At 72.2% G+C, this 5,024-nt stretch carries 5 protein-coding genes and 1 pseudogene; all 6 read right to left on the bottom strand.

Annotated features, from left to right (window positions below):
• Positions 1–191 precede the first annotated feature (191 nt).
• Positions 192–587 (bottom strand): DUF6223 family protein, encoded by a 396-nt coding sequence (locus KBX39_RS22700; protein WP_209962393.1) that lies wholly within the window; start codon positions 585–587, stop codon positions 192–194.
• A 191-nt stretch (positions 588–778) separates the two neighbouring features.
• Complete coding sequence (locus KBX39_RS22695) at positions 779–1,441, bottom strand: response regulator transcription factor (RefSeq protein WP_030499014.1); 663 nt, start codon at positions 1,439–1,441, stop codon at positions 779–781.
• On the bottom strand, positions 1,438–2,571 hold the full coding sequence (locus KBX39_RS22690; RefSeq protein ID WP_064445540.1) for a sensor histidine kinase: 1,134 nt from the start codon (positions 2,569–2,571) through the stop codon (positions 1,438–1,440). Before KBX39_RS22690 ends, KBX39_RS22695 begins: the two co-directional genes overlap by 4 nt.
• A gap of 90 nt (positions 2,572–2,661) precedes the next feature.
• A complete protein-coding gene (locus tag KBX39_RS22685) occupies positions 2,662–3,552 on the bottom strand; it encodes an aromatic prenyltransferase (RefSeq protein ID WP_104112297.1) in 891 nt (296 codons plus the stop codon).
• 53 nt (positions 3,553–3,605) lie between these two features.
• Entirely contained in the window at positions 3,606–4,781 is a 1,176-nt protein-coding gene (locus KBX39_RS22680; protein WP_104112296.1) for a hydroxymethylglutaryl-CoA synthase, read from the bottom strand.
• Between the two features lie 2 nt (positions 4,782–4,783).
• Positions 4,784–5,024: pseudogene (locus tag KBX39_RS22675) on the bottom strand (hydroxymethylglutaryl-CoA reductase); the annotation flags it as partial.

Below are 5,024 nucleotides of genomic sequence, written 5' to 3'. Positions count from 1 at the left end.
GCTCCCCAGACCGAGGATCCGGTGGGGGCGGAACGCCTCCTCGTTGGCCTCGTTGCTGAACGCGCCGCTGGCGGCCAGGAAGAACTGCACCACGAGCACGAGCAGCAGGAACGCTGCCAGTCCGGCGAACACTTTGCGCATGGGACTCCCCTTCGGGTTGGGTCACCGGGGTGTTCGGTCGGCGGCGCCGGTCAGGCGGCGCGCCGGGAGCGGGTGAATGCCAGACCGCCGACGGCGATCCCGATCAGCGCCAGCACGACGGACACGATGGCGCCGCCACGGCCGTTGCCGCTGCCGACACCGCCGTCGGAGCCGGCCAGGGCGACCACACCGGCGATCAGGCCGGCCGCCGCGAGCACCAGCGCGGCGATCGCGTTGCCACGACCGCCGCCGCGCCCCGCGGAGCGCAACGCCCACACGCCCAGGACGAGGCCGAGCAACGCGAGCGCGAGCGCCAGCACGGACCCGGCCCGGCCGGAACCACCGTCACCGTCGGCGGCCGTCACCTGCGCGGCCGCCGGCGCGACGAGTGCAAGCCCACCGAGGACGCCGGTTGCGGCGGCGGTGAGCAGACGACGGATGAACATGGGAGCCCCTTCGGCTGCGGGAACAGGCATCTGCGCCAGCGTAGGTAACGACTCCGCTACGGGTCGTCATGCCGATGGAGACAATCGATCTACTGCGGTGACGGTATTCCCGCGGTGCGGCGTCTGCGCGCGGAGCAGCCGTATACCGCAGTCGCAGCACTGCGAGCGACAGACCGGGCCGTGCCGCCCGGTCAGCGATTGCCGGGTGACACCAGGCCGGACTCGTAGGCGAACACCACCAGCTGTGCGCGGTCACGGGCCTGGAGCTTGGTCATGGCGCGGTTGACGTGGGTCTTCGCGGTCAGCGGGCTGATCACCATGCGATCGGCGATCTCGTCGTTGGACAGGCCCCGGGCGGCCAGCGCGACCGCCTCGCGTTCCCGGTTGGTCAGCTCCTCCATGCCGGGCGTGACGTCCGCGCAGAGCGGCTCCGACACGTACCTGTTGATCAGCATCCGGGTGATCGACGGCGCGAGCAGCGCGTCCCCGCGCGCGGCTACCCGCACGGCGTGCAGCAGGTCGTCCGGCTCGATGTCCTTGACCAGGAAGCCGGTGGCGCCGGCGCGCAGCGCGTGGAAGACGTACTCGTCGAGGCCGTAGTTGGTCAGGATGACCACGCGCACCCCGGCCAGCGCCGGGTCCGCGACGATCTGCCGGGTCGTCTCGACGCCGTCCATGACCGGCATCTGGATGTCGATCAGGGCGAGGTCGGGCAGGTGGTGCCGGGCCAGGGCCAGGCCCTCCCGGCCGTTCCCGCCCTCGGCCACCACCTCGATGTCGTCCTCGGCGTCCAGCAGCGCGCGGAACCCGCTGCGCAGCAGCGGCTGGTCGTCGAGCAGCATGATCCTGATCATGGGACGCGCACCACCGGGAGTTCGGCCTGGACGGTGAACCCGCCGCCGCTGCGGGGTTCCGCCCGGAGCCGGCCGCCCAGCGCGAGGACCCGCTCGTGCATCCCGAGCAGCCCGACGCCGGGCACCGGGGCGGCGCCCGGCCGGGCCGTGCCGTCGTCGTCGATCCGGATGCTCAGCGCGTCCGGGCGGTAGTCGATGCGGACCGCGGCGGCCGCGGCGGAGGCGTGCCGGGCCGTGTTGGTGAGCGACTCCTGGACGATCCGGTACGCGGTACGGCCCACCGCCTCCGGCACGTCCCGCTGGTCACCCTCGATCGTCAGCGTGGTGGCCAGGCCGATCTTCTCGGCCCCGGCCAGCAGTTCCGGGAGGTGGTCGAGCCCGTGCGACGGGGACTTGGTCAGGTCGCGCAGCGTCTCCAGGGTCGCGCGCAGCTCCCGGGTCGCCGCCCGGCCGGCCTCCTGGATCGCCAGCAGCGACTCCGGCACCTGCTCGCCGCGCTTACGGGCCAGGTGGACCGCGACCTCCGCCTGCACCTTGATGATCGAGATCTGGTGGGTGAGCGAGTCGTGCAGCTCCCGTGCGATGTGCAGCCGCTCCTGGGTCGCGCGCAGCCGGGCGGTCTCCTCGCGGGTGCGCTCCGCCTCGTCCGCCCGCCGCTCGGCCTGCCGCAACGCCTCACCGGCCGCCGCCGCGGCGACCAGCCAGGCCAGTTCGAGCACGCCCCGCGACTGTGCGAGCGCCTCCTTGAGGGCGCCATCCGCCGGCGAGGCCATGATCGCCAGCGGCAGCACGACGAGCAGGGCCGCGCTCACCCCGAGCGTGACGAGCCGGTGCCCGGCCCGGACCGCCGCGTACACCGCGAACAGGTACGCGATGGCCGGCACCCCGAAGCCGACCGCGTTGTAGCCCACCACGCACAGCCCGGTGGCGACCAGCACGGCGACCGGAGCCCGGCGACTGGCGGCCAGCGCCAGGCCGCTCGCCACCACCAGCGCGTAGCCGAGCAGCCCGAGGCCGTCGGGGGCGGGATGGTCACCGGCCAGCGCGCTGATCAGCAGCACCGCCGCCACACCGACCGCGATGACCCAGTTCTTCACCCGGGCCCACACACTGGACAGTCCAGTCCTCATAATCGCACTTTAGCGGAGGGTGCCAGGGTTGAGCCCCGAGCGAACAGGCATTGATCCCGGTGCCGCCGGCCGGGCGGCACCGGCCGGCGTTCAAATGAAGTTCACCGCGCCCGGCTTCCATTTGTAGTGCGACTCGAGTTTGTAGTACTCGCCCTTCGGGGTCAGCGCCACGCCGTAGACGAACTTGCGGTCCCCGCCGCCGTACGGAACGCTTTTCACGAACTTCTCGATCTCCGGTTCCACGGGTACGGGAAGCGTGGTCAGATCCGTTGTCGCCGCGGCGTAGCAGATCCGTTCGATCTCCGGGGAGTCCCAGCCCAGCGTCACGTAGAGCCCGAATGCCCCGGCGCCGAGCCGCAGCATCTGCTCGCTCGGCTCGGCCATCCCGGTCCGCCGCAGCGTCGACCGGATCGTCTCCGGCTCGAAGCACTCGCGCGGCACGTCGTTGAAGTAGACGTTCACGGTCCGGGCCGGGTAGTCGAAGCCCAGCACGCCGACCCGGTCGTCGAGACCGTGCCGGGTGAAGAACCCGGCGTTCGCGGCGAGACTGCGGGGCATCGCCGGGATGCCGGCGAGCGCCGAGGCCACCTGCAACTCGTCCGGGGCGAAGGCCGCGTAGATCTTCTTGAAGCCGCCGACCACCCCGAAGTCGATGCCGTGGCTCTCCACCGGGCAGCGCCGGTGCACCTCGGCGAGCAGGCCGCCGATGGGGTGGTCGGTCCGCGGGGTGAGGCCCCGGGCGATCGCCGAGGCGTACGGGTCCCGGTCGTCCGGATGCGTCCGGAACCGGCAGTCCAGCTCACCCGCGTGACGCAGCGCGGTCGCCACCCGGAAGGCGACCACCGCCTCGGGATGCGCGAACGCGTCGCCGTACGCGGACAGGACGGGCCAGACCCGGTCGCGCGAACAGGGCACGTCCAGCTGCCGGGCCGATTCCTCGATGGTCGAGTAGAGCTCGGCCACCTCGGGAGTTCCGGACATCGATCCTCCAAGCATGTGTCGTTCGGTCGGGGGCGCCCGGCGTTGGCCGGTCGCTATCGCGGCTCGTAGACGCGCTTGTGGCCGGAGAGCCCGGCCAGCCGGTACGGGCCGGTGGTCACCGCCGGCACGGGATAGTCACCGCCGTCGACCGGGAAGGCGTGCTCGTGCAGCTCCCGGTACGTGTCGTAGTCGACCTCCTGCCGCCGGTCGATCGCCGCGCGGTGCTGGTCGGGTCGCGTGTGCTCGCGGTACCCGGGCACGACGGTGCCGGCGAAGAACTCGGCGACGCTGCCGGACCCGTAGCTGAGGAAGCCGACGGTCCGGCCGCTCAGGTCGTCGGCGGTGTCGAGCAGCGCCGCGAGCCCGAGGTACATCGACGCGGTGTAGCTGTTGCCGATCTCGGCGTTGTACCCGGTGGTGTGCCCGATGGCGCCGGCGACCAGCGCGTCGTCGACGTCGCGCCCGCAGTAGTTGAGCAGGTGCCGGTGCGCCTTGTCGGCCATCCTGGGGAACGGCTGGTGGTAGCAGAACGCGCCGAACTCGTCCAGCGCGCGGCCGCCGCGCTCGGTGTAGTCCTTCCACGAGCCCTCCACCGCCTGCAGGTAGGCGGAGATGGACTCGTGCCCGTCGACCAGGGCGGTGGTGCGGTAGTTCGGCCGCCAGAAGTCCATGACGTCGGCGGTGAACATGCCCGACGGGTCCTCGACGCGTACCAGCGCCGGGTCCGCGCCGACGAGCATGGCGACCGCCGCGGCGCCCTGGGTCGCCTCGCCGGGCTCGCCCAGCGCGTACTTCGACACGTCGCTTGCGATCACCAGGACCTGCTGCGACGGGTCGCGGTGCACCAGGCCGACGGCGAACTGCAGTCCCGCTGTACCGCCGTAGCAGGCCTGCTTCAGCTCGACCACCCGGGTGGCCGAGGGGAAGCCGAGCAGGGAGTGGACGTGTATCCCGGCCGCCTTCGCCTGGTCGACCGACGACTCGGTGGCGAACACGATGGTCCGGATCCGGTCGGTGCCGTGGCGGGCGACGACCGGCGCGGCGGCGGCAGCGGCCATGGTCACGATGTCCTCGTCCGGGGCGGGCACGCTCATCGCCCGCAGGCCGATGCCCCGGTGGTACTTGGCCACGTCGGTGCCGTTGGTAGCGGCCAGCGTGGCATGCGTCAGCACGTGGTGCGTCGTCGCGGCGGACAGGTCGTGGATGCCGACGGCGGGTCTCGCGGCCATCGTCAGGCTCCGATCTTCGTGGTCTCGGTCGGGCGTTCGAGCCGGACGTGCGCCCGCATCAGCTCGCCCGGGTTGGTCTGCGCGGCGAGCAGGGACAGTTCGCCGCAGAGCACCGTCGCGGCCGCGATGACCGCGAGCCGCCGGGCGTTCTCGCCCGGATCACGCGCAGCGCGGCAGCCGAGCCGTTCCAGGTTCTCCGCCACGAAGCCGAGACCCTTGCCGTTGCCGACGGTGCCCACGATC

Origin of the sequence: Micromonospora sp. D75, assembly GCF_018070405.1 — a bacterium.
Classification (GTDB): domain Bacteria; phylum Actinomycetota; class Actinomycetes; order Mycobacteriales; family Micromonosporaceae; genus Micromonospora; species Micromonospora chalcea.
This window is presented reverse-complemented; position numbering and strand designations above follow the sequence as displayed.